The following is a 25,377-nucleotide window of genomic DNA, read 5'->3' as shown; positions in this document are numbered from 1 at the left end:
TGCTATCTTTATTTTGTTGTATTGCCATTTAAACTATCGGTAAATACCTGATCAACTGGTTCCCAAAGTTCTATTTTGTTTCCATCAGGATCCATAATATGAATGAATTTGCCATAATCAAATGATTCAATTTTATCACATATGGTAACGCCTTCTTTCTTGAGTTCAACAACCAAAGCTTCTAGGTCTGCCACGCGGTAATTGATCATAAATTCTTTTTTGGATGGTTCAAAGTATTTGGTGTCATCTTTGAAAGGACTCCATTGCAAATAATTGATTTGATCAGGATCATTAGCATTTCTAAACTCAAAAGGGGAACCATAGGCGTCAACAACTAATCCCAGGTTTTTATGATACCAATTTTTAATTTTGGCGGGATCTGAGGTTTTGAAAAAGATGCCACCGATTCCGGTTACCTTTTTCATATCCTAGTTTTTAACTGTCAGTATTTTTGCAGTGATACCAACTTCATCCCAGGTTTTGCTAACCCCGTCGGCACCGGTATGCAATTCTAAGCAGGCCTCGTGAATTGAAGCAAGGGCATTTTGAGTTTCCCAGATATTGAGATCCATTGTGGCATTAATCAAGATCGTATCTTTGCTCATGCCATAAGTAAATGGAAGTTCTTTTGTCAATCCATTCATAGAAATGGCAATTTGTCCGTTGCTTGCATCTTTAACAGAAAACTTTCCTTTTAGGCTAAGGGTATTCTCCATAACCCCAAAAAAGAGTCTCTTTAACTTTCCATCTCTTATAGTGTCTTTTGAATAAATACTAGAAACCGGAATTTCAAATTCAAGCCCTTCTAGTGAAGCAGCAGCAGTGCTTCCACTATTCATATTAAGAATGCTGATTTCTTCAAATGTACCATTCACAGCAACCTTGTCTGTTGTTTTATAACCGGTCCATTGAACACTGGAATTCTCAGCATCAATACTGTAAGATGTTTCTGTTGCTGGTGTTTCTTCTTGTTTTTTTTCTTTCCCACAAGAGAAAAGTGTAATAGATAGAACGATAATAAGAGAATAGTTAATGATCTTTTTCATGTAAATTGATATTATTTGTTAGTAGTAGTTTTGTTAAAGGATTTTTTCACCGGTGTATTTTTCTACAAGTCCGATGTATTCTTTTCTTGCCTCATCTCGTGAAATATTCGCCATCTGGAAATACGCATTTAATTTGAAAGCATTTCTTACATTATCATTCCCTGAAGGCCTGACGACAGTATCTTTATTGGTAGCATGTTTGTAATAGGAATAAAATTGAAGCATCACATCTGGGGGTAGTTTTTCAGTCATAGCTGAAGCTATTTCAAATGCTTTGTGAAATCTTCTTTCTAGATCATCCATTATTTAGAAGCTATGATGGTCTCACCACCTCTAGTTTTTTGGTCAAGTGAAACTTTAATTTTCATATCCAAAGGTACAAAAATATCTATTCTGGAACCGAATTTAATAAAACCTGCATCTTCTCCCTGAATTACTTGTCTGTCTGTTTTTGCATAATTAACAATTCTTCTTGCCACAGCTCCTGCTATTTGTCGATAAAGTATATCTCCCAGCGACTTGTTGTGAATAACAATTGTTGTACGTTCGTTTTCTTCAGATGATTTTGGATGCCAGGCAACCAGATATTTACCAGGATGGTATTTACTATAGGCTACTTTTCCTGAAATAGGGTAGCGTGTCACATGCACGTTGAGCGGTGACATAAAAATTGAAATCTGTCTTCTTTTTCCTTTGAAGTATTCATTCTCTTCAACCTCTTCAATAACAACTACTTTTCCGTCAGCAGGAGCTATTATATGATGGTCGTCTAATACTGTGTTTCTTTTAGGATCTCTAAAAAACTGTAAGATCAAAATGAAAAAGACCAATAAAATGATCATCATTGATTTCTGTAACCAATAATTGCTTATAAAATTATCAATCAGCAATAAGCTACTTACCAAAATGAGAGCAGCTATTAATATGATTCTAAATCCTTCTTTGTGAAACATTAGTAAGTGGTAAGGAATAAATAAATAAATACAAAAGGTGTGGCAAAGATAACACTATCGAGTCTATCTAAAAAACCGCCATGACCAGGAAGAAGGTTACTACTGTCTTTTACCTGTGCCTGACGTTTGAACATCGATTCAATAAGGTCACCTAAAACCCCAAAAACACTAACAATTATGGCTATAGTGAACCATTGCAATGGTTGAATACTGCTGCAGTATTTTGCAACAAAATATCCAGCGATAAAAGTAAATATAAAGCCACCTAAAAAGCCTTCAATTGTTTTGTTAGGAGAGACTCTTTCAATTAATTTATGCTTACCAAAATTCTTTCCAATCAGAAAAGCAAATACATCGTTGCTCCAGACTAATACGAAAATTCCTAAAATGATTGAAGTATCAAACGTTCCGACAAAATTCAAATAAGGAATTTTAATTAATAAAGAGAAGGGTATGACGATATACATTAAGGTCAAAAAGTTTTTACCCAAATATTGCCTACCTATTTTTCTAGAGGAGACAAGCGCCAGAATAAAAGAAAAATAGATCGCTGCTAGAAAAATGGATAAAGTAATTTTTTCTGAAAAATCATCTTCAAAAACAATCAGGTTGTTATTTGAAATAACTGCAGTAAAAAAACATGTGGCTCCAAGTACATATGGAAATATACTCTTAAGTTCTATGATTTTAATAAATTCATAGATGCATAACATCATAAAAATCAAAAACAGACTATAAAAAAATAATGCTCCCAGTACAGAGGAAGAAATGACAACGCCTGCATATAATAGGCCAAAAACAATACGTTTGGTAAAGTTGTTCATGAATCTAGAGATCTTCTAACAGGAGCAAATATAGCGTTTTGGAATTAGTGTTTCCATAGCTCATAAAATCAGTTTCTGTTTTGTTTATTATAAAATCTTTAATAGAACTGATAATAGTAGGGGAGTTCTTTTCAGACCGGTTCCTAATCCCTGAAATCCCATCTCGTGAATCTTTTACAATCTGGCTTGTTTTTGCATAAACAATAAAGTTGCTAGGAAGGTCCTTTAGTTTTTTGTCTTTTAATTGCTTGGACGAAAACATTAGACTCCCATCATGAGCGATAAGGCATTCACATTCTGTCATAAAGGGAAGGGAAGGAATAATTTTAGTCGTTTTGGCACTTTTAATAAGCGTGAGTAAATCATTTATTTTATCACTAAAAGTGATGACATTATTCCACTGGTTTTCCTGCAGTACCTGCACCAAATTCTTCTTTACTTCTTCTGCATCAGAACAATATAGAAATTTACCTCCTTTATGGATAAATTTCTTAACAAATAACTCATCAATGGAAAGGTCTCCATCTTGGTCAATTGCCTGTTTGCCTTCCTCTTTTTGAGAAGTTTTAACTATATTTTTAAAAAATTTATTAAAAAAACTCATAATCAAATAGTAATGGTTCAAATGTACAAAAACACTTTGATTATTTTGAGTTTTCCTCTTTAATTTCCTCCTTAGAGCTATCTGTTTCTTTAGATTTAGGTTCTGTTTTAGCCGCTGCAATTTCCTCCTTAGAACTTTCTGTTTCTTCAGATTTAGATTCCGTTTCAGCTTCTTCAACTTCCTCCTTAGAACTTTCTTTTTCTTTAGGCTTAGATTGTGTTTTAGCCTCAGCAATTTCTTTGGCAAATGGTCTCTCTCCAAAAATCTTTTTAAGATCACCTTCAAAAATCACCTCTTTTTCAGTAAGAATTTCTGCAAGTTGAATTAGCTTATCCTTATGGAGCTCAAGAATTTCGATAGCTCTAACATATTGTTTTTCAATTATTTTTGAAATTTCTTCATCAATAGTTTGAGCGGTCAATTCACTATAAGGTTTTGTAAACCCATATTCATTCTGTCCGCTTGAATCGTAATAGGTAATGTTCCCAATCTTGTCGTTCAGACCGTAGATACTTACTATTGCTCTGGCCTGTCTCGTAACTTTTTCAAGATCATTTAAAGCTCCGGTAGAAATTTTATCAAACATTACTTTTTCAGCAGCTCTTCCTCCTAAGGTAGCACACATTTCATCCAACATTTGATCAGTTTCAACAATTTGCCTTTCTTCTGGTAAGTACCAGGCAGCTCCCAGAGATTTTCCTCTAGGTACAATAGTCACCTTGACTAATGGTGCAGCATGTTCTAACATCCAGCTAACCGTTGCATGTCCGGCTTCATGATAAGCAATTGTTTTTTTCTCTTTAATTGTAATGATCTTGTTCTTTTTTTCAAGTCCACCGACAATTCTATCCACAGCATCAAGAAAATCTTGATGGTGTACACTTTTTTTACTTTTTCTGGCAGCAACCAATGCAGATTCATTACAAACGTTAGCAATGTCAGCTCCTGAGAACCCAGGTGTTTGTTTTGATAAAAACTCTAAATCAACATCCTTTGCTAATTTTAGTGGTTTTACATGAACATCAAAAATCTGTTTTCTTTCGTTTTTGTCAGGAAGGTCAACATAGATCTGGCGATCAAATCTACCAGCCCTCATCAAGGCTTTGTCTAAAACGTCAGCTCTGTTTGTTGCCGCGACAACAATCACATTCACATCGGTACCAAAACCATCCATTTCAGTTAACAACTGATTCAGCGTGTTCTCTCTTTCATCGTTACCTCCAGTGATGCTATTCTTGCCTCTGGCACGTCCTATGGCATCTATTTCATCAATAAATATGATGGATGGAGATTTTGATGCAGCTTGTTTAAAAAGGTCTCTAACCCTTGAAGCACCAACACCAACAAACATTTCTACAAAATCTGATCCTGATAAAGAAAAGAAAGGTACGCCTGCTTCTCCGGCAACAGCTTTGGCCAATAAAGTTTTACCAGTACCAGGAGGTCCTACAAGTAGGGCTCCTTTTGGAATTTTTCCACCTAAATTGGTGTACTTATCGGGATGTTTAAGGAAATCTACAATTTCTTGAACTTCTTCTTTTGCGCCTTCAAGACCGGCTACATCTTTAAAAGACGTTCTTACCTTAGTATTTTCATCAAAAACTTTAGCCTTAGATTTTCCAATGTTAAAGATTTGACCACCGGCACCGCCACCACCGCCACCAGACATTCTTTTCATAAAAAAGATCCAAAGGCCTATAATGAAGATAAATGGAAGCCATACCAGAAAAGAATCGAAGAAACTCGTTCTGGTCGTGTTGTCTTTGTCAAAATCTAAGCCAAATTCACCTTTTGCAGTTTCAAGATTTTTTTCAAAATTTTGAAGATCTCCAAAATCATAAATGTAAACCGGAGTAGTCTGTCCAAAAACAGAAGGGTTTTTATATTTTTTATACTTGTCTTTGGTATTAAGCGCCTCACTTTTGATAGTTAGTTGCGCAATATCACCGTTAACAATTAGAATTTTATCAATATCGTTCTCGTTCAGAATTTCTTTGAATTCATTTTGAGTTAATTTATTACTTGCGAGATCAGAGCTGTTAAGTAGCTGGTAACCAATCAGGAGTGCAAATATAATTCCATAAACCCAATAGAAATTGAACTTAAAATTGAATTGTTTAAAAGGATTATTATTCTCCTTATTTGAATTTTCTTTTTTCATGTGTCAAATTTAACGATTGCTGCTCAATTAATAAGCACTTTCAATGTTTGTGATTTTACCATCTCCCCATAGTTCTTCCAGATTATAAAACGTTCTTACATGTTTTTGAAAAACATGAACAGCCACATTTACATAATCTAAAAGTATCCACTCAGCATTTGATTCACCTTCTACATGCCAAGGTTTGTCTTTTAAACTTTTGCTAACAGTTTTTTGGATGGATGCAGCAATTGCACTTACTTGAGTATTGGAATTTCCATCACACAGAATGAAGTAATCACAAACAGTATTTTCAATTTCTCTTAAATCAATTATAGAAATATTATCACCCTTTACCTCTTCAATTCCCTTTATGATTTCAGTGATCAAAAGATCCTGATTAACTATTTTTTTTGTCATTAATTTGTTTCAAAATTTCTTGCAAATGTATTACATTTTTATCACTTTAGATGATTGATAATTGCAATTATATACATGTATCTATTCAAACTTAATGCCACAGATTCAACAAATTCTTATTTAAGACAATTGTCAAAAAATGAGGGTTTAGGAAAATGGACCGCCGTCAGTGCTGAATTTCAAAACGAAGGAAGAGGGCAGAAGGGAGCGTCGTGGCATTCTGAAAATGGTAAAAATTTGATATGCAGCATATTGGTGCACTTGGATGGTGTAAAGGCCGAGGATCAGTTTATGGTTAATTGCGCGGTTTCCCTAGGTATTTATCGCTATTTACAGCGCTATGATTTACCAAAATTAGCTATCAAATGGCCAAACGACATAATGTCAGTTTCAAAAAAACTAGGGGGTATATTGATAGAAAACACCTTGTCAGCTGACAAGATTACAAAATGTATAATTGGTGTTGGGATTAACGTGAATCAGGAAAATTTCCCGGAAGATCTTCCAATGGCTGTTTCTATCAAGCAATTAAAAGGTGAATTTATAGATCGAGACGTATTCCTTCAGGACCTACTTAATTCTATACAAATCAAGTTTGATTTAATTTTTGACAAAAAATACGATGACTTATGGGCTGATTATGAATCTGCGCTTTATCGAAAAGATAAAGCCCGTATGTTTAAGGAGCCAGGCGGAAAAGCATTTATGGGTATTATTCGAGGTGTATCAAAACAAGGAATGCTACGTATAGAAAAAGAAGACGCATCTATTGAGAAGTATAACTTTAAGGAAATTGTTTATCTCTAAGGTTTTTGACTATTTTTCTCCGATGTTCGTAATCAAGGTGTCGATGAATTTTTGAAGCGGTTTTTTTACCATCATGGCAACCATCGGATTAAATTGACCGTCGAACAATAACTGAACATTACTTGAAGAATCCGAAGCCTCTTCAATATCTGCAGTCAGATTGAAAGGGAATTTCTCACTCGCTGAACCTAAAACAATCTTTTTTGGCGCCTCAACTTCTTCCAGTTTCAATTCTATCTCGGGCATCCCTTTTAATGCAAAAAGGAAAGAGTCTTTACCAGCTTCAAATTTATCAATGTTCTTTGGCATGATGTGCTCAAAGTTTTCAACATTCGACAGGTATTCAAAAATTTCTTTGCTTGATTTTTGTACGGTAACTTTTGGGCTTTCTAAATTCATTTTCTATTTGGCGTTCCATTCACCCGGATCTTCCCTCCAGGCTTTTAGGGTTGTAACTTGCTTTGTACTTATAAAATTAGTTTCGAGAGCTTGTTCAATCAAATTCTCATAATCACTTAAGGTTGTAAGATCTAAATGACAATCTTTAAAATTCTTTTCTGCTACGGGAAATCCATAATTGAAAATAGCAACCATACCAATCACTCTTGCTCCTGCGTCTTTTAACGCCTTTACTGCGTTTAGACTACTTTTGCCAGTGCTGATCAAATCTTCAACAACTACAACATTCTGACCGCTGTCTAAAAAGCCTTCAATTTGGTTTTGTCTACCGTGTTTTTTAGGCTCAGGTCTCACATATATGAAAGGAACTCCCAATTCTTGAGCAACAAGAACACCAATGGCAATTGCACCAGTGGCCACACCAGCAATAACATCTGGTTGTCCGTGTTTTTCAGAAATGATTTTTGCTAAATTTTCTCTAACATAATTACGAATCATTACATAAGACAGCGTAACGCGATTGTCACAATAAATGGGAGAATTCCATCCAGAAGCCCATGTAAAAGGTTCGTCAGGTTGCAATTTTATTGCTTTTATCTGTAAAAGCAATTCGGCTGTCTTTTTTGCTGTATTTTTGTCAAAAATCATAGTACAAATGTATACAATTTTTAAGAATGATACTTCAATTATTTTAACAGATGACAGAAATATTGCGGGGAATCAAGATTGTTATTTGTGGATTGATTTCAATCGGAAAGAAGCCCTTGATAAACTTATTTCGGAAGGCCAGTCGAAGTTGTGCTTTTATGATGCCGACTTAACGGGTATGTGGAACTCTTTTAAAGGATTGTATAAAGTGATCGAGGCTTCTGGTGGAATAGTGCAGAATGAAGAAGATGACATATTGTTTATTTTCAGGAATGATAAATGGGATTTACCGAAAGGGAAAATTGAATTAAATGAAACCAGAGAAGTTGCAGGCATTAGAGAGGTTAAAGAAGAATGTGGTTTTAAAGAGATTAGACTTTTAGATTTTATTGGAACCACATACCATATATATCCTGAAAAGGATGGGGAAGTTTTGAAAATATCATATTGGTATAAAATGTATTCAAATGACAAGACGCTTATTCCTCAGGTTGAAGAGGGGATAACGGATTTATCATGGGTGTCAAGGGTCGGTGTGCCAAAATTACTTCAAAATACCTATCCCAATATAGCTTTGCTTCTTACGATGTATTGGCCTGATAATGAACAATAAATGATAATGTGAACATATTAAAAATAGAAAAAGTATATTTGCCGCTTTTTTAAACCAAAGAGATGACTGAGTTTATTAGTAAAAGATTGCCGAATGTAAAGAATGATGTATTGTCTGGGATTACCGTAGCACTTGCTTTGGTTCCTGAGGCAGTAGCTTTTGCTTTTGTGGCTGGAGTAGATCCTTTAGTAGGTTTGTATGCCGCGTTCATGGTTGGTTTAATCACTTCTATTTTTGGAGGAAGACCGGGTATGATTTCTGGAGCAACCGGAGCTTTAGCCGTTGTTATGGTTAGTTTAGTGGCTCGTGGCAATGATATGGGTGCCCCTGGTGAGAACATGGGTTTATACTATTTATTTGCAACAGTTATTTTGATGGGGTTTATCCAGATTATGGCAGGTGTTTTAAAACTCGGAAAATTCGTTAGACTCATACCACATTCTGTAATGATGGGTTTTGTCAATGGTTTGGCCATTGTGATTTTTTTATCTCAGCTGGGGATGTTCAAAAAAAATGTTGGAGGAGAAAAAGTATGGTTAGGAGGAATGGAATTATACCTTATGGTTGGTTTGGTAGGTTTAACGATGCTCATGATGTGGGTATTGCCTAAGTTTAAAATCACAGCGAAATTACCGGAAGCTTTATTGGCAATTTTGACTGTTTCTGCCATTGCTATATATTTCAATTTTGACGTAGCCACGGTAGGTTCTTTTATTAGAGACGGTGGAGGTGAAGGACTTAAAGGAGGACTTCCTATGCTTCAATTGGAGCTTTTTACGAAAATACCATTTAACTGGGAAACTATAAAATTCATTTTCCCATATGCGCTTATTCTTGCCGCCATAGGACTTATCGAATCGTTAATGACTTTGAATCTGATTGATGAATTGACCGATACCCGTGGTAACGGAAATAGAGAATGTATGGCTCAAGGAGGGGCTAATGTTGTGACCGGATTGTTTGGCGGTATGGGCGGATGCGCCATGATCGGTCAATCGATTATTAATATCAAATCAGGAGGTAGGGGCAGATTATCTGGAATTGTTGCCGCTTTAACCTTACTTGCATTTATTCTGTTTGCTTCCACTTATATAGAACAAGTGCCAATTGCAGCACTCGTTGGAGTGATGTTTATGGTAGTTATCGGAACTTTTGCCTGGAGTAGTTTTAGGATTTTGAATAAAGTACCGAGATCTGATGTGTTTGTCGTCATCCTGGTTTCTGCTTTAACGGTTATTTTTGACCTTGCTATAGCGGTATTCGCCGGTGTGATTGTTAGTGCTTTGGTGTTCTCATGGGAAAATGCCAAAAGGATTAGAGCAAGAAAAAGAATGAGGGAAGACGGAACCAAAGTATATGAAATATGGGGCCCATTGTTCTTTGGGTCTATTTCAGCTTTCAATGAAAAGTTTGACCCTAAAAATGACCCGGATCACGTAGAAATTGATTTTGTTGAATCAAGAATTAGTGATCATTCAGCGCTTGAAGCGATACTTAACCTGGTTAAGAAATATGAAACTGAAAATAAAACGGTTCATTTAAAACATTTGAGTGAAGAGTGTAAAGCCTTACTGTACAAATCGGATCCAAGATTTCATCAAATAATCATAAATGATATTGATGATCCAAGATATCACCTTGCGGCAAATCCGGAAGAATTTCCAAAGAGTTTATCTGAATATCACTTATAGATTTTTTGAACCACTAAGTTTAGACCGTCACAGCTTTAGGTACAAACATTGATACATCGCCGTGATTCACGATAATGTCTCTTACAATGCTTGAACTGATATAAGATGTGTCTGCACTGGTCAATAAAAAGATGGTTTCTATCTCTGACATTTTCCTGTTTGTTTGTGCAATTGCTTTTTCAAATTCGAAATCGGCAGGATTACGCAGCCCTCTTAAGATAAATTGACTTTTTACTTTTGTACAGTAATCAATCGTTAATCCCTGATAAGTGTCTACAATAACCTTAGGTTCGTTTGCATAAGTCTTTTCAATGAATGCACTGCGTTCTTTCAGACTAAACATATATTTCTTTGAAGAGTTTGTCCCTATAGCAATAATAATCTCATCAAATAGAGGAATCGCTCTGTCGATAATATCGGTATGCCCAAGGGTGAGAGGATCAAAGGATCCAGGAAAAACAGCTCTTTTTATCATATCATTTAAGTTTTGATCTAGGTTAGTTTATTTGAATGGTACTTTCAAAAAGTGCTGCTAATGAAATACCCGCTTCCTTGGCTTGTTTTGGAATAATACTCTCTGCCGAAAGCCCTGGAACCATATTTAATTCTATAAAGTGAGGTTGGTCACCGATAAAAATAAAATCTGCTCTTGACAAGCCTCTAAGGCCCATTGTTTTATAAATTTTAGCTGCCATCTCAGATACATTCTTTCTTTGGGTTTCTGTTATTCTGGCAGGTGTGATTTCATTTGATTGGCCCATATATTTTGCCTCATAATCAAAAAAGTCATTTTCAGTATCGATTTCAGTTATGGGTAAAACCTTTATGCTTCCTTTCCATGTAATGACTCCAACAGAGACTTCTGTGCCATCCAAGAATTGTTCAATGAGAATTTCATGGTCTTCGCTAAAAGCTTTTTCCAGCGCAGGAAGTAGTTCTTCCTCTTTATAAACCTTGCTTATTCCAAAACTCGATCCAGCACGATTGGGCTTAACAAAGCAGGGTAGGCCAAGTTTTTGTTCAATTTCTTCAATTGAGATGTGATCACCTTTGTTCAAATAAATTGAAGTGGCACTTTTAATGCCATAAGGTTTTAATAAGCTTAGACAGTCTCTTTTGTTAAACGCAACAGCCATTTGATAGAAAGGTGCTGAAGAATACTGAAGCCCCAGTAGGTCAAAGTAAGCCAGCAAGGTTCCGTCTTCTCCCGGATGCCCGTGTATGGCGTTAAAGATAAAATCGAATTTAATTTTATAACCATTCACAGTTGTTGTGAAATCGGCCATATTCATTGGGTGCTCTTGTTCATTCTCATCCTGATACACCCATTTGTCTCTCGATATGAGGATTCGATATAGATCAAATTTTTCACTATCCAGATTATTATAAACTACATTTCCACTCTGAACAGAGATGTCAGCTTCGGAGGAATATCCTCCCATTATGATGGCGATATTTTTTTTCATTAATGCTATTTACAGGGCCTTGGTAATTGTTCGAACAAACTTACAAAAAAGACTTTAAATGACTCTTTATGTGATTATTTGTTATCAATATTTAAAGTATATTTGACAAATTTTATTTGACAAATGAATTTATTACAGTACCTGAAAAGTAAAGAATTTTTGAGGACTATTATTTTGGTAATAGCTATTTCGTTGATATTGTTGTTCGGATTGTTCAAATGGTTGCACCAACATACAAAGCATGATCAGAAAATTGAAGTGCCAAATCTCGAAATGTTGAGCCTGGCAGAAACTGAGAAAATTCTTGAAGAAAACAACCTGAACTATGTTGTAATAGATTCAGCTAGTTTTAATCCAAAATTTCCTGCAAAATCTGTCATTGAACAGAATCCAGTACCTGGAGATTTTGTAAAAGAAAACAGGAAAATATACCTGACTTTAAATCCTTCTAATTATAGAAAGGTTACGATACCTAATGTATTGGATCAAACCAAGAGACAGGTTGTGATTCAGTTAAAATCACTTGGATTTAGAATTGGTAAAGAAAGATATATCAAAGACTTAGGTAGGGATGTGGTTCGGAAACTTGAAATAAAAAGCAAGGAAGTGAAGCCCGGTGAAAAACTACCAAAAAACACAGTGATTGATCTGGTATTAGGAGATGGTCTTGTAAAACGAGATTCACTTAACTAAGTAGCAACAATCTTCTAAAAAAAAGACATCAATGAAAGAGCAAGATGAGCATATCAGCGTTGACGACGAACTGTACGAACATCATAAGTTTGTTGCCAGTGAAGGTCAAGAGCCTTTGAGAGTAGATAAGTTTCTGATGAATTTCATTGAGAACGCCACCAGAAATAAAATTCAACAAGCGGTTAAGGCGGGAAATGTTCTGGTTAATGATGCAGTTGTAAAGTCAAATTATAAGGTAAAGTCTAATGATGTTGTGAGGGTAGTCCTGGCACATCCACCACATGAGAATTTATTGGTTGCTGAGGATATTCCCTTAGACATCATTCATGAGGATGAATCAGTTATCGTAGTGAACAAAGCTGCAGGAATGGTTGTGCATCCAGGACATGGTAATTACAGCGGTACTTTGGTTAACGGATTGATACATCACTTTGAGAATCTGCCTAAAAACACAAGTGACAGGCCTGGTTTAGTGCACAGAATAGATAAAGATACCAGCGGATTACTTGTGGTTGCAAAAACTGAATTTGCCATGGCGAATCTGGCCAGCCAGTTTTTCAACAGAACTACAGAAAGATTGTATTTAGCGCTTGTTTGGGGCAGTGTTGAGGAGGATGAGGGTACAATCACTGGTAATATAGGGAGAAGTTTAAAAAACAGGCTGCAAATGGATGTTTTTCCAAATGGTGAATTTGGTAAACATGCGGTTACACATTATAAGGTTTTAGAGCGGTTTAGCTATGTGACCCTTGTTGAGTGTAAATTAGAAACAGGAAGAACCCATCAGATTAGAGCACACTTTAAATATTTAGGACATCCTTTGTTTAATGATGAACGTTATGGTGGAGATAGAATAAGAAAAGGAACGACCTACACTAAGTACAAGCAATTCGTGGATAATTGTTTTAAGATTCTTCCGAGACAAGCCTTACATGCCAAAACACTTGGCTTTGAACATCCCGATTCAAAAGAGAAATTATTTTTTAATTCAGAAGTGCCGGATGACATGAGACTCTGTATCGAGAAATGGAGGAATTATACCGCGCATCAGCACGATGAATGATCTTATTATAAAACTTATATCAAATGAAAATTGTCATATCCCCTGCCAAGTCACTTAATTTTGAAACAGAAGCACCCGCTACTGAAATAACGCAGCCCATTTTTCTCAAAGAATCAGAAAGACTGAATAAGATCTTAAAAAAGAAATCTGCCAGAAGTCTCTCTAAATTGATGTCCATTTCACCTGCCTTGGGCCAACTGAACTTTGAAAGAAATCAAAATTGGGAATTGCCATTTAATCAAGATAACGCCAAGCAGGCTATTTATGCTTTTACAGGTGAAGTCTACAGAGGGATAGATGTGAATAGCCTTCCACCTGAAGACCTTTCTTTTTTACAGGACAATCTGAGAATACTTTCAGGACAATATGGTATATTAAAGCCACTGGATCTGATGCAGGCCTACAGACTTGAGATGAGTACGAGACTTAAAGTAGGAGTAAAGCCGAATTTATATAAATTCTGGGATACAAAAATTACCGATGCCCTTAATGCTGAATTAGAAGAAGGAGAGTTGTTTATAAACCTTGCAAGTAATGAATACTTCAAGGTATTGCAGCCGAAATTATTAAAATCTACAGTTATCACACCAGTTTTTAAAGAGTTTAAGAATGGGGAATATAAGATCGTCATGACTTTCGCTAAATTGGCAAGAGGTCTCATGGTTCGTTATATTGTTGATCATAAAATTGACAGCATCGATGGAATCAAGGGGTTTAATGTGAACGGATATGGCTTTGATGAGAATTTGTCAACTAATACTGAGTTGGTCTTCACCAGATAAACCTATATTTTGATACTTACAGGATGACTCAGGTTGTTGTTTTTACTTACCGCGATGACTAGTATGCTTTGCCCGGATCGAATAGTTTTCTTAGGAATCATAAGACTTGTTTCTCCTGTGAGGCTTATAAGATTTGAGCTTTTATTAATATTATGGATCTCATTTTCGTCAAAAAGATAGACTAAAAATTTAACAGCCTGGTGCTCTATATGATCTGGCATTGCTTCCCAATTCAACAGAAATTGTTTGTTTTTTAATTTTGTCAATTTAATATTCCTAACCGGTTGCGGAGTGAATTTCTCTTTTTTATTGGCGATAGGTTGAAGCACTGGATTGTGATAATACTTTTCTTCAAGAATTTGATTTATTTTAAGAGGATCTTTCAGGAATGATTTTGCGCTAAAAAAAACACTTCCTTTAACATTAGAGATACTTTTATTATAATCTAATTGGCCTTGAATTTGTGTTGGATTCTTTATGTTCCAGGCAGGGTCTTCACTTTTTGATCCGAGTCTGTACAATCCATGACCAATATACAGGTTGGTGCCAAATGAATTATCAGCCCACCACTGAACGATGGTCTTATAGTCAACTTTATCATGGCCAATGCGCCAATACGCTTGCGGAAGCACATAATCAAGCCAGCCATTTTTCATCCATAATAGTACATCAGCGTATAAATTGTCATAATTCGTTTGACCAGCATTCGTGTTTGAACCTCTTTGGTCATCTGTTTTATTTCTCCAAACACCAAATGGGCTAATTCCAAATTGAACCCATGGTTTTACAGATTTAATGGTATGATGCAACTCCTTGATTATCGTATTTACGTTATTCCGTCGCCATTCATCTAATTGATCAGGGTAAAGATCTCCTCCGTGTTTCTTGAAACTTCTTTGATCGTTAAACGCTTGACCATTTATTTTATATGGATAAAAATAATCATCAAAATGAATTGCGTCAATGTCATAATTGAGTACAATGTCAGATACGACATTAATGGTATAATTCCTGACAGCAGGTGAACCTGGATCAAAATACTTGTTTTGGCCGTAGTTGATAAACCATTCTGGTTTTTCATAGGTTAATGGATAGGGGTTTGAACGGTATTCCTTATAATTCACAACCGCTCTATACGGATTGAGCCAGGCATGAAACTCCATGCCTCGTTTATGAGTTTCTGAGATGATAAAAGCCAAAGGATCATAATACGGACTGGGTGCTCTGTCATTTTCTCCTGACAGGTAGTACGACCAGGGCTCGTATTTTGAATGATAAAATGCGTCGCCTGCGGGTCTGATTTGAAAAACCACGGCGTTAAAATTCATGCCTTTAAAAGTATTCAACAAGTTAATGATTTCTTTTTTCTGTTCCTCTGAACTAAGATCTTTGGAACTAGGCCAGTCAATATTCCCCACAGTTGCTATCCAAACTCCTCTGAACTCTCTGTGAAGTGTTTCCTGAGATCGAATTTGATCTAATTGCAGAAATAGGATGAATAAGATGATTAAGTATCTCAAGTGTTTAAGATTTAGGATTATTGGTAAATGGCGTATACTTCCATTTCAAAACGTAAAAATCATGACACTATTATCCTGATAACTATAAAATAGGGATTTCATAAGCACATAAATTCTGTCAGTATGTCATTAATTAATGTCAAAAGGTGACATATTTAATAAAAATCAGCAATGGCATAATCATTGTTTATACAGCAGCAGTTATTAAAATGAAAGATTAGATAAAAATTAAAATATAATATTATGAGTAAGATAATTGGAATAGATTTAGGAACAACAAACTCATGCGTTTCTGTAATGGAAGGGAATGAGCCGGTTGTAATTCCTAATGCTGAAGGAAAACGCACAACGCCTTCTATCGTTGCTTTTGTTGAAGATGGTGAAAGAAAGGTTGGAGATCCTGCAAAACGTCAAGCAGTAACCAATCCTGTTAAAACTGTATATTCTATCAAAAGATTTATGGGAAACAAATATTCAGAGTCTAAAATGGAAGCTGAAAGAGTTCCTTATAAAGTTGTGAAAGGAGATAATGATACACCGAGAGTTGATATAGATGGAAGACTTTATACGCCTCAGGAAATTTCTGCTATGGTATTGCAGAAAATGAAGAAAACCGCAGAAGATTATTTAGGTCACGAAGTGAAAGAAGCTGTTGTTACGGTTCCTGCCTATTTTAACGATGCACAAAGACAAGCTACTAAAGAAGCTGGTGAAATTGCTGGTTTGAAAGTTAGTAGAATTATTAATGAGCCAACGGCTGCTGCGCTTGCATACGGATTAGATAAATCTGGTGCAGACAGAAAAATAGCAGTGTATGACCTTGGAGGTGGTACATTTGATATTTCAATCTTAGAAATTGGAGATGGTGTTTTTGAAGTATTATCTACAAACGGAGATACACATTTAGGTGGGGATGATTTTGACCAAGTAATTATTGACTGGTTGGCTGAAGCATTTATGAAAGAAGAGAACATGGACCTTAGAAAAGATCCAATGGCCCTTCAAAGATTAAAAGAAGCTGCTGAAAAAGCAAAAATTGAATTGTCATCTAGTACGCAGACTGAAATAAACTTACCTTATGTGACTGCTACAGCTTCAGGACCTAAGCACCTTGTTAAAACATTGACAAGAGCCAGTTTTGAAAAACTTTCAGACTCTCTTGTAAAAAGATCAATGAGCCCTGTAAGTGCTGCTTTGAAAGATGCAGACCTTAGTACTTCTGATATTGACGATGTTATTTTGGTTGGTGGTTCTACAAGAATGCCAAAAATTCAAGAAGAAGTTGAAAAGTTCTTTGGAAAGAAACCTTCAAAAGGTGTTAATCCTGATGAGGTTGTTGCAATTGGAGCAGCAATTCAAGGTGGTGTTCTTACTGGAGACGTGAAAGATGTATTGTTACTTGATGTAACGCCACTTTCTTTAGGTATTGAGACAATGGGTAATGTTGCTACGAAACTTATTGAGTCTAATACAACGATTCCTACAAAGAAATCTCAGGTTTTTTCAACTGCTGCAGATAACCAGCCTTCAGTTGAGATCCACGTACTTCAAGGAGAAAGAGCGATGGCAGCTGATAACAAGACAATTGGTAGATTCCATTTAGATGGTATTCCACCAGCGCCAAGAGGAGTTCCTCAGATTGAAGTTACTTTTGATATAGATGCTAATGGTATCATTAACGTTTCTGCAAAAGATAAAGGAACTGGTAAAGAACATAATATTCGTATTGAAGCTTCATCTGGATTGTCAGACGAAGATATTCAAAAAATGAAAGCTGATGCTGAAGCAAATGCTGACGCGGATAAAATGGCAAAAGAAACTGCTGAAAAAATTAATGGTGCTGATGCCATGATTTTTCAAACAGAAAGCCAATTGAAAGAATTTGGTGAAAAACTTTCTGCTGATAAAAAAGCACCTATTGAATCTTCATTAGAAGAGTTGAAGAAAGCACATGAGTCAAAAGACTTGGCTTTAATTGATGCAGCGATGGAGAAGATAAATGAAGCATGGAAAGCAGCTTCTGAAGAGATTTATAAGGCGCAACAAGAGTCTCAAGCTGGAGGTGCACAACCTGGAGCTGATGCTGGCGCCGGAGCACCTGAAGCTGGAGAAGCAGCTCAGGATGATGTTCAGGATGTAGATTTTGAAGAGGTTAAAGAAGATTAATTCTTTAGATAGACTATAAATAAAAAACCGTCATGCTTTGCATGACGGTTTTTTTGTTATTCATAAACCTTTTATATGTTTAAGATTTCAATCTTTTAAATATAAAACGTGTAATAAAAATACCTGTTCCGTCTCCCTTTCCAGCATCACTCTCAACGCCACTTGTTACAAAAGCAAGATCCCAGCCCTCATCGATCATTGTATTCACTTTTGACGATAACATGGCATCGTTAGAAGCAATGTTTTGAAAATTAATACCGGTAGCACTGTAAAAGTTTAAAATTTTGGTTTCATCAAAATTTTCTACTTTAGAGTCACCTCTCTTCGATTTATTTTGTTTCGTATTTTCTTCTGATCTTGAAGTAGTATATTCTTTATAGTTCTTGTCTTCTTCGGCAGAAATTATTCTGGATCTACCCATCCCCATAGGAACTACAGATTCAATACTCGTAACGATTTTGTACTCATAGGCTTGCGCATTAATCTCCATCATGGAAATAAATAATAATGCGATAAAAATAATTTTTTTCATTTTTGTTAAAATTTTGGTTATTCACTTTAGTGAGTTACAACAAACTTAAAATAATAATAAATAGTATAAAGAGCCAGATTATATTAATCCGAAATTAAAAACAGTTCTAAATAAATATAGTCTTCAAATTTTAAAACTATTTGTATTTTCACTAGATTTGGAATACTAAATTTTAAACTAAATCAGATTATGAAAAACATTACATTTAAAAGTATTTTATTCTTATCAATTATTGTGTTAAGTAGTTTTGCTGTAAAAGACAGTTTTGTTAAAGTGAAAAAAATATTAGGAGAATGGGAGTGTAGTATCCCAGATGCACCAATGGAATATCAGAAAGGAGTTCTTGTGTTAAGCAGAGTAGATGGTGTCTTGGCTGCTGAAATGGTTATGGGAGGACAGGGAATGCCTTTAGAAGATGTTGTGTACGAAAAGGATGTGTTAAAAGGAAAAATGGATGTTCAAGGAGAAACTGTGAGATACAATTTAAATTTTACAAAAAAGAGTTTTGAAGGGATTGTGTCTTATTCTCAAGGCACTTTAGATATAACAGGAACTAAAAAGTAAACGCTACTTTTAAGCCCTTAAAAACCATCAAATATAATTTGATGGTTTTTTTTTGAAAACTTCTCAGTTAACTGCTTGAAAAATACAGTTTAAGTATGATTTTTTCGTACTTTTGCAAACTGAAAAATGAATAGTATTTAATATGAGAAAATTTTTACGCAAAAGTTACCCCGCCTTATTGCTTTTCTTAACATTGAGTTTTACTGATGTCGAGCATGACGAGGATTCAACAAAGTTATTAGGTTCCTGGGAGTATTTAGCTCCAAACATCGGAATGACCTTTCAAAAAGGTGCTATTGAATTTAGCTATGAACAAGAAGTTTTAATAGGAAATGTGATCTTTGATGACCGTATTATTCCTATGGAGAATTTAGTTCGTGAAAATAATATCGTGCGCAGCCATATTGTTATTGAAGGTGAGCAAATTGATATTTTTTTGAAGTTTGAATCAGACTCGTTTAAGGGAACTGTATCGCATCCAAAAGGATATTTACGAATATCGGGAAGCAGGATATAGAACTAAGGTATATTCCAAGATAGTTTTTAAAACATTTTACCTATACCAATGCCATATGTAAGGCTTTGGTATGCATCAATATTGATGTCATAGGTGAGCACGCCAAAAAGTTCCCAATTTTTAGGTAAGTGATATGGAGCTTCTATTCCGAATCTGATCACAGTAAAATCTTCATGGCTTGAAAATTCTCGGCCCACTCCAGCCATTAAGCCTAAATACGGAACAGGTTTGTAAATAACCATTATACATGCGGCAATAGGTGTTCCCCTTTCAATAATGGCAGTGTCTTCATTTGACGTTGAGCTTGATTTGTTTTGATCTGTTTCGCTTCCTTTGACTACAAAATCTTCCAAGATAATATCGTTGTGAAGTCCAAGGCCCCATTTATGATTAAAGGCATATGTGTAATTAAGACCAAAAGAAGGTAAGGTAATATTCGATGCTGATTCCCCATCCTTTATAGCTGAGAAAATAACAGTATGGTTCAGGGAGCCACTAATTACATGCTTTTTATGCGCTTTATGATGTGCGGCAGGTTTATGTGATTCGCTCTGATTTTCTTCATGTTCTTGACTATAAGACTGCATGATAAACGCAATATTCAACATTATAATTATTAAAAAATTACGCTTTTTCATGTTTTTTATAAGATTTGCTTAAAGTTTAAAAGTATGAATTATAAATCATTAATAAAAAACTAAAATAGCATGTCTTTTTTCTGAATTAAATTTTATTTTTGCGGATGCAAAACAAGGTTCTAATTTTAGATTTTGGGTCACAGGTCACGCAACTTATTGCAAGAAGAGTAAGAGAGCTCAATATTTACTGTGAAATTCACCCGTATAATAGTAATAAATTTGATGTAAACGAATTTCAGGCAGTAATACTTTCTGGTAGCCCGCATTCGGTTAGAAATGAAGATGCTCCTCATCCGGATCTATCAGAGATTAAAGGGAAAAAACCTTTACTGGGAATTTGTTATGGCGCACAATATTTGGTTCACTTCTTTGACGGAAAAGTTGGTCAGTCAAGTTCTCGTGAATATGGAAGAGCAAATTTGTCATTTGTAGATCATAGTAATGAGCTATTTAATAATATTGAAGAAGGTTCTCAGGTTTGGATGAGCCATAGTGACACCATCATTGAATTACCTGAAGATTATAAAGTAATTGCTAGTACACATGACATTGATAATGCTGCTTTTACTATAGAAGGAGAGCAGACCTATGCAATTCAATTTCACCCTGAAGTGTATCATTCTACTGATGGTAAACAGCTTCTGGAAAACTTTTTAGTTCATATTGCCGGTTTGGTTCAAGACTGGACACCTGATTCTTTTGTTGAAACCACGGTTGCAGGACTTAAGGAAAAAATTGGTAATGAAAAAGTTGTCCTTGGTTTATCGGGGGGAGTTGACTCGACTGTTGCAGCAGTATTGCTAGACAAAGCTATAGGGAAGAATCTCTACTGTATTTTTGTAAACAATGGATTACTCAGGAAAAATGAGTTTGAAAGTGTTTTAGATCAATATAAACACATGGGACTCAATGTGAAAGGAGTTGATTCATCTGAACGATTTCTTAATAAATTAAAAGGGATAGAAGATCCTGAATTAAAGAGGAAGGCTATTGGTAATGCATTTATAGAAGTGTTTGATGATGAGGCTCATTTAATAGAAGATGTTAACTGGCTTGCCCAAGGTACTATTTACCCTGATGTGATAGAATCTGTATCAGCAACAGGGGGGCCTTCAGCTACAATTAAGTCTCACCACAATGTTGGGGGTTTACCAGATTTTATGAAATTGAAGGTGGTAGAACCTTTGAGAACCATATTTAAGGATGAGGTTAGAAGGGTAGGCAGGACTTTAGGTATTGACGATGAACTTTTAGGAAGACATCCTTTTCCTGGACCGGGATTGGGTATTCGGATTTTAGGAGATATTACGGCAGAAAAAGTTACAATGCTTCAAGAAGTGGATCATATATTTCTTGAAGGACTTAAGCGTTGGAAACTATATGATTCGGTATGGCAGGCAGGAGCTATGCTATTACCGGTGCAATCTGTTGGCGTGATGGGAGATGAAAGAACTTATGAAAAAGCCGTGGTATTAAGAGCGGTTTCTTCAACCGATGGCATGACAGCTGATTGGGTAGATTTACCGTATAAGTTTCTTCAGGAAACTTCAAATAAAATCATTAATGGTGTAAAGGGCGTAAATAGAGTTGTCTATGATATTAGTTCCAAACCACCAGCAACCATTGAATGGGAGTAAACTTGAAAGAGTCATTGCTTTGAATATAAAGGCATAAGACTGGTTTTGATAATTATTATATTGTTAATAAAAGATATAAAAAATCATATCTTTGATGAAATATCAAGACTCATTTTAAGTTTAGAATTATTAGAACTTATTACTACATGAAAAATTTGAAATTTGTAATTGCTTTGTTCCTGTTCGGGTGTTTAAGCATCTTTGCGCAGGATAAGAAATTTATTACTTATAAAGTCCAGCAAGGAGAATCTATTCAGAGTATATCGAAAGCCTTGTCAATCACACCCTATGATTTACTAAAGCTCAATCCTGATGTAAAGGATAATGTTAAAGTTAATGACATTATTATTATACCAAACAATGAGTATGATCCTTTGGAGGATATTAAGAATGCTGACCTCAGTGGAATAAGTGACAAAGATATTATTGTTGATAAATATATTTATCACGAGGTTGTGCCGAAAGAGACAATCTATAGCATTATCAAAAGCTTTAACATAAGTTCAGAAGAATTGAATGAAAGCAATCCTTTTCTTGCTACGGATGGATTAAAAATTGGTCAGGTGATCAGAATTCCCTTAAAGGTGGATGCGTTGCAAGTAGAAGCACAGGATTCCAAAACACAGCCTTATTTGGTAAAAGCAAAGGAAACGAAGTACAGCATCACAAAAAAGTTTGGTATTTCTATTGAGTATTTAGAAGAATTAAACCCCAAGATTGCTCAAAATGGACTGCAAATTGGTGATGTGATTATTGTACCCCTAGAAGTACCTGCATCAGCAGATGATGAATTTATCATTTATGAAGTGCAGAAATTAGAGACTTTGTATAGTATTACTAAAAAATTCAAACTTACAGAAGATGAATTACTGGCACTTAATCCAGAGATTTCTGCAGGTATAAAAGAAGGGATGTTACTGAAGATTCCTAATAAAGATCTAGATGAGAAGCCAGTCTTTGTAGATGTACTTCCTGAAGGGAAGGAGTTAAAAATAGCGATGATGCTTCCTTTTAAGAGTAAAAGAGATAGTCTGAATTTTAAAGGAGACAGGTTATTGAATATTACGACTGATTTTTATTTTGGAGCTTTGATGGCAATAGATTCATTAAAAGCCCAGGGATTATCGGTTCATATGAAGGTATTTGATACAGAGAATAATAAGGATGTGTCAAGAAAGATAAGTGACCAGGTTGAATTGCAAGAATTTGATGTTGTTGTTGGACCCATGTTCTTATCGAATGTAAAAGTTGTTTCAAACAATTTGAGATACGGAAAACCTTTGATTGTTTCTCCAATATCCACTAAAGACCATTCTAATATTGATAATAATAAATTGATTCAAGAAAGAGCTTCCTTAGAAAATCATACTGAAAAAATGATGGATTTTGTCAAGAAGAACTACGATAATCAAGACCTTATTGTCATTAAGAATGACAGTGAAAAATCTAAACAGCAATATAACCGTATCATTCAAGATATTCAGGCATTGAATCCTGAAAAAGAAGTCATGATTCTTGAGCCGAAAGATGGTTATATCAAACCTGATGATTTCAAGGTTTTTAGAGATACTTTAGAAAGAAATATTGTGAATTGGTTTTTTGTGACAGATGACGAGCCGGCTTATTTAGGTGATGTTTTTAATAATTTAGGTGTTTTTCCTGAGGCGGATAGTTTAATGGTTTTTGGCTTTGAAAAAGACAGAAACTACAATAAAATTGATAATAATTTTCTGGCAAGAGTTAATTTCCATTACCCAAGTAATTCTTTTATCGATCAAAATGGAATAGCTTATCAAAAGTTTGAGGCAGCATATAAAAGAAAGTATTATACCTTTCCATCATCTTATGCTGTAGAAGGCTTCGATGTCACCTATGATCTTTTGATGCGTCTGGCAACCGATTCGGATATTATCAATCAGGGTGTCTCAGAGCGAATTTCAACTAAATATGATTTTATTGAGAATACATCTGGCAGTATTATTAATAAAGGTATTTATATTATTAAATATGACGGTTTAGAAGAGAAAGTTATTCGGTCAGTTAATCAGGAGTCCACCAAATTATTGGAATAGATTTGTTTATATGTATGGTCGGCAAAACCAAATCCGGCTTCTTCGTATAAGTTAAAAACAACGTCTACACCAGCTTCAATAAGTTCATTCATTTCGTCATCATATCTTGAAATGGCTGCAACTTTAATATTACAATGGATTAGATTCAGTTCTTCAATAACACTCATATGGGTTGCATGACTTGGCGTAACAAGTATGACCAATGGCAGATTCACAGACATATTGACTCTTTGCCAGAAACTCAGATCTGTTACATCACCTTGCAGTACATTGTTTCCTAATTCCTGATTCTTTTCTATCACATCCAGACTAATATCGATTCCCAGCACATTTTTGTTATACTTTTCAGCCATTACCCTATATACTTCTGAGCCAGTTCTTCCCATACCGAAAACAATCACTTCTTCCTCAGCAAAGACAATCGGTTCATCTTGAGACAATCTGGTCTGTGTTTCAAATTTCAGAAAATACTTTTGGAATTTAGCGTAGATAGGCTGCGCCTTCATATTAAGTGGTGAAGCCATGATCATTGTGACTGATAATGATACGGCAAAGATTACAAGCCATTCAGGAGAGAGCCATCCATTGGCAACACCTGCTGCTCCCACAATAAGTCCGAATTCACTGTAATTTGCCAAACTGAAAGAAGTCAATGCTGAAGTTCTTGCCCTTAGTTTGAAACGGGTAAGTAATATGAAAAACAGTCCAAGTTTAAACGGAATGAATAAAGCGAGTAAAAGCGCTATATAAAAGGCCTCGAAACTAGGCGTACCGGAGAGTCCGATTGTCAGGAAAAAACCCACTAAAAATAAATCCTTGAATCCCATCATCGTTTTAGCAAGTTCTTCAGCCCTATGATGCTCAGCAAATAAGATACCCATTACCAGTGCTCCTAAATCAGCTTTTAGACCAACAGATTCAAATAGTCCAGCTCCAGCCATTGGCAGTAACACTCCCAGAAGAATTAGCAATTCCCCGTGCCCGGTTTTATTGAGTATAAATGAAAACTTTTTATTCTGAATCAACTTAGGAATCAGCAGCAAGAGTAAAAGCGCAAAGGCCCATGGAGATGGGGTTTTGCCAGAACTTATGGTGAGAAAGATCACGGCAAAGATGTCTTGCATGACTAATATACCGATTGCAACTTTTCCATGAGCAGTTTTCATACTGCCAGTTTCTTCAAGAATTTTAACTGCGAAAATGGTACTTGAAAAACTAAATGCAAATGCAATTAAAAATGATGTTTGCAGATCGAGTTCGGCAAATTTAGACAAACCAACATAACTCGAAAATAATATTAAAAGCCCCAAGGCCAGGGTTGAAATCAACATGTGTATTGAAGAGCCTGCCCATATTTCCCGATGGAGTAAATTTTTGATTTTTAATTTTAAACCTATCGTAAATAAGAGTAATAAAACACCAAAATCTGCAATATGTACTAAGGTTTCAGTGCTTTGAACTCCAAATAGGTTTAAGGCAAAGCCGGCGATTAAAAAACCAACTAAAGGGGGGAGGCCAATTTGCTTCACGGTAAAGCCAAAGCCGAAGGCAAATATGATCCAAAGTGGGTCCATTGATTAGG

The 25,377-nt window shown here is 35.4% G+C and carries 27 protein-coding genes; 11 read left to right on the top strand and 16 right to left on the bottom strand.

What is annotated here, in order from left to right; genetic code table 11:
* Window positions 1-8: 8 nt before the first annotated feature.
* From QWY87_RS17315 to rsfS, 8 genes are read right to left on the bottom strand one after another with little or no spacing between them, the layout of a single operon-like run.
* On the bottom strand, window positions 9-425 hold the full coding sequence (locus QWY87_RS17315) for a VOC family protein (RefSeq protein ID WP_290293586.1): 417 nt from the start codon (window positions 423-425) through the stop codon (window positions 9-11).
* 3 nt (window positions 426-428) lie between these two features.
* The gene (locus QWY87_RS17310; RefSeq protein ID WP_290293585.1) at window positions 429-1,046 is read right to left on the bottom strand and encodes a YceI family protein; all 618 of its coding nucleotides are present in this window, start codon (window positions 1,044-1,046) and stop codon (window positions 429-431) included.
* 33 nt (window positions 1,047-1,079) lie between these two features.
* Window positions 1,080-1,349 carry an acyl-CoA-binding protein gene (locus QWY87_RS17305; RefSeq protein ID WP_290293584.1) on the bottom strand — a complete coding sequence of 90 codons (270 nt, stop codon included), beginning with the start codon at window positions 1,347-1,349 and terminating at the stop codon, window positions 1,080-1,082.
* Window positions 1,349-1,999 (bottom strand): phosphatidylserine decarboxylase family protein, encoded by a 651-nt coding sequence (locus QWY87_RS17300; RefSeq protein ID WP_290293583.1) that lies wholly within the window; start codon window positions 1,997-1,999, stop codon window positions 1,349-1,351. The genes QWY87_RS17305 and QWY87_RS17300 overlap by 1 nt, the downstream gene beginning before the upstream one ends.
* Window positions 1,999-2,823 carry a phosphatidate cytidylyltransferase gene (locus QWY87_RS17295; RefSeq protein ID WP_290293581.1) on the bottom strand — a complete coding sequence of 275 codons (825 nt, stop codon included), beginning with the start codon at window positions 2,821-2,823 and terminating at the stop codon, window positions 1,999-2,001. Before QWY87_RS17295 ends, QWY87_RS17300 begins: the two co-directional genes overlap by 1 nt.
* Before the next feature lie 4 nt (window positions 2,824-2,827).
* Window positions 2,828-3,427, bottom strand: a complete 600-nt coding sequence (locus QWY87_RS17290; RefSeq protein WP_290293580.1) for an LUD domain-containing protein — start codon at window positions 3,425-3,427, stop codon at window positions 2,828-2,830.
* 40 nt (window positions 3,428-3,467) lie between these two features.
* Entirely contained in the window at window positions 3,468-5,588 is a 2,121-nt protein-coding gene (gene ftsH, locus QWY87_RS17285; protein ID WP_290293579.1) for an ATP-dependent zinc metalloprotease FtsH, read from the bottom strand.
* A gap of 27 nt (window positions 5,589-5,615) precedes the next feature.
* On the bottom strand, window positions 5,616-5,987 hold the full coding sequence (rsfS, locus tag QWY87_RS17280) for a ribosome silencing factor (protein WP_290293578.1): 372 nt from the start codon (window positions 5,985-5,987) through the stop codon (window positions 5,616-5,618).
* Window positions 5,988-6,062: 75 nt separating this feature from the next.
* Between rsfS and QWY87_RS17275 the strand changes: the two genes are divergently transcribed.
* Entirely contained in the window at window positions 6,063-6,794 is a 732-nt protein-coding gene (locus QWY87_RS17275; protein ID WP_290293577.1) for a biotin--[acetyl-CoA-carboxylase] ligase, read from the top strand.
* Window positions 6,795-6,803: 9 nt separating this feature from the next.
* On the opposite strand, the gene QWY87_RS17270 is transcribed toward QWY87_RS17275, so the two are convergent.
* Both QWY87_RS17270 and pyrE read right to left on the bottom strand, forming a co-directional pair.
* Entirely contained in the window at window positions 6,804-7,193 is a 390-nt protein-coding gene (locus QWY87_RS17270) for an SRPBCC family protein (RefSeq protein ID WP_290293576.1), read from the bottom strand.
* A 3-nt stretch (window positions 7,194-7,196) separates the two neighbouring features.
* Complete coding sequence (pyrE, locus tag QWY87_RS17265; RefSeq protein WP_290293574.1) at window positions 7,197-7,841, bottom strand: orotate phosphoribosyltransferase; 645 nt, start codon at window positions 7,839-7,841, stop codon at window positions 7,197-7,199.
* Between the two features lie 7 nt (window positions 7,842-7,848).
* On the opposite strand from pyrE, the gene QWY87_RS17260 reads away from it, so the two are divergent.
* Both QWY87_RS17260 and QWY87_RS17255 read left to right on the top strand, forming a co-directional pair.
* On the top strand, window positions 7,849-8,454 hold the full coding sequence (locus QWY87_RS17260) for an NUDIX hydrolase (protein ID WP_290293573.1): 606 nt from the start codon (window positions 7,849-7,851) through the stop codon (window positions 8,452-8,454).
* Window positions 8,455-8,516: 62 nt separating this feature from the next.
* Window positions 8,517-10,145, top strand: coding sequence for a SulP family inorganic anion transporter (locus QWY87_RS17255; RefSeq protein ID WP_290293572.1), 1,629 nt, complete (start codon window positions 8,517-8,519; stop codon window positions 10,143-10,145).
* A gap of 19 nt (window positions 10,146-10,164) precedes the next feature.
* Here QWY87_RS17255 and coaD read toward each other — a convergent pair whose 3' ends face one another.
* Window positions 10,165-10,617: a pantetheine-phosphate adenylyltransferase gene (coaD, locus tag QWY87_RS17250; protein WP_290293743.1), complete on the bottom strand. Its 453-nt coding sequence runs from the start codon at window positions 10,615-10,617 to the stop codon at window positions 10,165-10,167.
* Between the two features lie 25 nt (window positions 10,618-10,642).
* Window positions 10,643-11,611: a D-alanine--D-alanine ligase gene (locus QWY87_RS17245; protein ID WP_290293571.1), complete on the bottom strand. Its 969-nt coding sequence runs from the start codon at window positions 11,609-11,611 to the stop codon at window positions 10,643-10,645.
* A 123-nt stretch (window positions 11,612-11,734) separates the two neighbouring features.
* Here QWY87_RS17245 and QWY87_RS17240 point away from each other — a divergent pair, with 123 nt between their 5' ends.
* From QWY87_RS17240 to yaaA, 3 genes are read left to right on the top strand one after another with little or no spacing between them, the layout of a single operon-like run.
* Complete coding sequence (locus tag QWY87_RS17240) at window positions 11,735-12,304, top strand: PASTA domain-containing protein (RefSeq protein WP_290293569.1); 570 nt, start codon at window positions 11,735-11,737, stop codon at window positions 12,302-12,304.
* A 31-nt stretch (window positions 12,305-12,335) separates the two neighbouring features.
* On the top strand, window positions 12,336-13,367 hold the full coding sequence (locus tag QWY87_RS17235; protein WP_290293566.1) for an RluA family pseudouridine synthase: 1,032 nt from the start codon (window positions 12,336-12,338) through the stop codon (window positions 13,365-13,367).
* Window positions 13,368-13,390: 23 nt separating this feature from the next.
* Entirely contained in the window at window positions 13,391-14,149 is a 759-nt protein-coding gene (gene yaaA / locus QWY87_RS17230) for a peroxide stress protein YaaA (protein WP_290293564.1), read from the top strand.
* A 2-nt stretch (window positions 14,150-14,151) separates the two neighbouring features.
* Here the strand turns inward: yaaA and QWY87_RS17225 are convergent, their stop codons facing one another.
* Entirely contained in the window at window positions 14,152-15,669 is a 1,518-nt protein-coding gene (locus tag QWY87_RS17225; protein WP_290293561.1) for a glycoside hydrolase family 10-like protein, read from the bottom strand.
* A 243-nt stretch (window positions 15,670-15,912) separates the two neighbouring features.
* Between QWY87_RS17225 and dnaK the strand changes: the two genes are divergently transcribed.
* The gene (dnaK, locus tag QWY87_RS17220; protein ID WP_290293559.1) at window positions 15,913-17,835 is read left to right on the top strand and encodes a molecular chaperone DnaK; all 1,923 of its coding nucleotides are present in this window, start codon (window positions 15,913-15,915) and stop codon (window positions 17,833-17,835) included.
* Between the two features lie 79 nt (window positions 17,836-17,914).
* Here dnaK and QWY87_RS17215 read toward each other — a convergent pair whose 3' ends face one another.
* Window positions 17,915-18,367 carry a hypothetical protein gene (locus QWY87_RS17215; RefSeq protein ID WP_290293558.1) on the bottom strand — a complete coding sequence of 151 codons (453 nt, stop codon included), beginning with the start codon at window positions 18,365-18,367 and terminating at the stop codon, window positions 17,915-17,917.
* Between the two features lie 189 nt (window positions 18,368-18,556).
* Between QWY87_RS17215 and QWY87_RS17210 the strand changes: the two genes are divergently transcribed.
* Together QWY87_RS17210 and QWY87_RS17205 are read left to right on the top strand one after the other, a co-directional pair.
* Window positions 18,557-18,931, top strand: coding sequence for a hypothetical protein (locus tag QWY87_RS17210; RefSeq protein ID WP_290293556.1), 375 nt, complete (start codon window positions 18,557-18,559; stop codon window positions 18,929-18,931).
* Between the two features lie 142 nt (window positions 18,932-19,073).
* The gene (locus QWY87_RS17205) at window positions 19,074-19,448 is read left to right on the top strand and encodes a hypothetical protein (RefSeq protein WP_290293554.1); all 375 of its coding nucleotides are present in this window, start codon (window positions 19,074-19,076) and stop codon (window positions 19,446-19,448) included.
* A gap of 26 nt (window positions 19,449-19,474) precedes the next feature.
* On the opposite strand, the gene QWY87_RS17200 is transcribed toward QWY87_RS17205, so the two are convergent.
* Window positions 19,475-20,086 (bottom strand): hypothetical protein, encoded by a 612-nt coding sequence (locus QWY87_RS17200; RefSeq protein ID WP_290293552.1) that lies wholly within the window; start codon window positions 20,084-20,086, stop codon window positions 19,475-19,477.
* A 104-nt stretch (window positions 20,087-20,190) separates the two neighbouring features.
* Between QWY87_RS17200 and guaA the strand changes: the two genes are divergently transcribed.
* Together guaA and QWY87_RS17190 are read left to right on the top strand one after the other, a co-directional pair.
* Window positions 20,191-21,723, top strand: a complete 1,533-nt coding sequence (guaA, locus tag QWY87_RS17195) for a glutamine-hydrolyzing GMP synthase (protein WP_290293549.1) — start codon at window positions 20,191-20,193, stop codon at window positions 21,721-21,723.
* A gap of 146 nt (window positions 21,724-21,869) precedes the next feature.
* Window positions 21,870-23,795, top strand: a complete 1,926-nt coding sequence (locus QWY87_RS17190) for a LysM peptidoglycan-binding domain-containing protein (RefSeq protein WP_290293546.1) — start codon at window positions 21,870-21,872, stop codon at window positions 23,793-23,795.
* Here the strand turns inward: QWY87_RS17190 and QWY87_RS17185 are convergent.
* Window positions 23,768-25,369: a cation:proton antiporter family protein gene (locus tag QWY87_RS17185; protein WP_290293544.1), complete on the bottom strand. Its 1,602-nt coding sequence runs from the start codon at window positions 25,367-25,369 to the stop codon at window positions 23,768-23,770. The two genes, QWY87_RS17190 and QWY87_RS17185, sit on opposite strands and share 28 nt — an antisense overlap.
* Window positions 25,370-25,377: the final 8 nt, after the last annotated feature.

This window comes from Lutimonas halocynthiae (assembly GCF_030409835.1).
Lineage (GTDB): Bacteria > Bacteroidota > Bacteroidia > Flavobacteriales > Flavobacteriaceae > Lutimonas > Lutimonas halocynthiae.
This window is presented reverse-complemented; position numbering and strand designations above follow the sequence as displayed.